Annotated in this window: 1 protein-coding gene; it reads right to left on the bottom strand. The window is 81.4% G+C overall.

Annotated features, from left to right (window positions below):
• Positions 1–226: hypothetical protein (locus GTW08_RS31255; RefSeq protein ID WP_202417819.1), on the bottom strand; the 226-nt coding region annotated here is incomplete at both ends.

Here is a 226-nt window from a genome sequence, read left to right as displayed (position 1 = left end):
GCGCGACGTGGCCGCCCAGCGCACCGGTGCCCCCGGTGATCAGCACCGTGCCGGACGGGGTCCAGGCGGGGGTGTCCGCGGTGTCGGGGCCGTCCGCGGGGCGGGTCGGCGCCGGGGTCATCCGGCGGCCGTGGGCACCGGTGGCGCGCAGCGCGACCTGGTCCTCCTCGCCCGCCAGCACCGCGGGCAGCCTGCGCAGGGTGGCGGCGTCGAGCTCGGCGGGCAG

The organism is Pseudonocardia sp. SID8383 (assembly GCF_009864975.1).
Classification (GTDB): domain Bacteria; phylum Actinomycetota; class Actinomycetes; order Mycobacteriales; family Pseudonocardiaceae; genus Pseudonocardia; species Pseudonocardia alni.
This window is presented reverse-complemented; position numbering and strand designations above follow the sequence as displayed.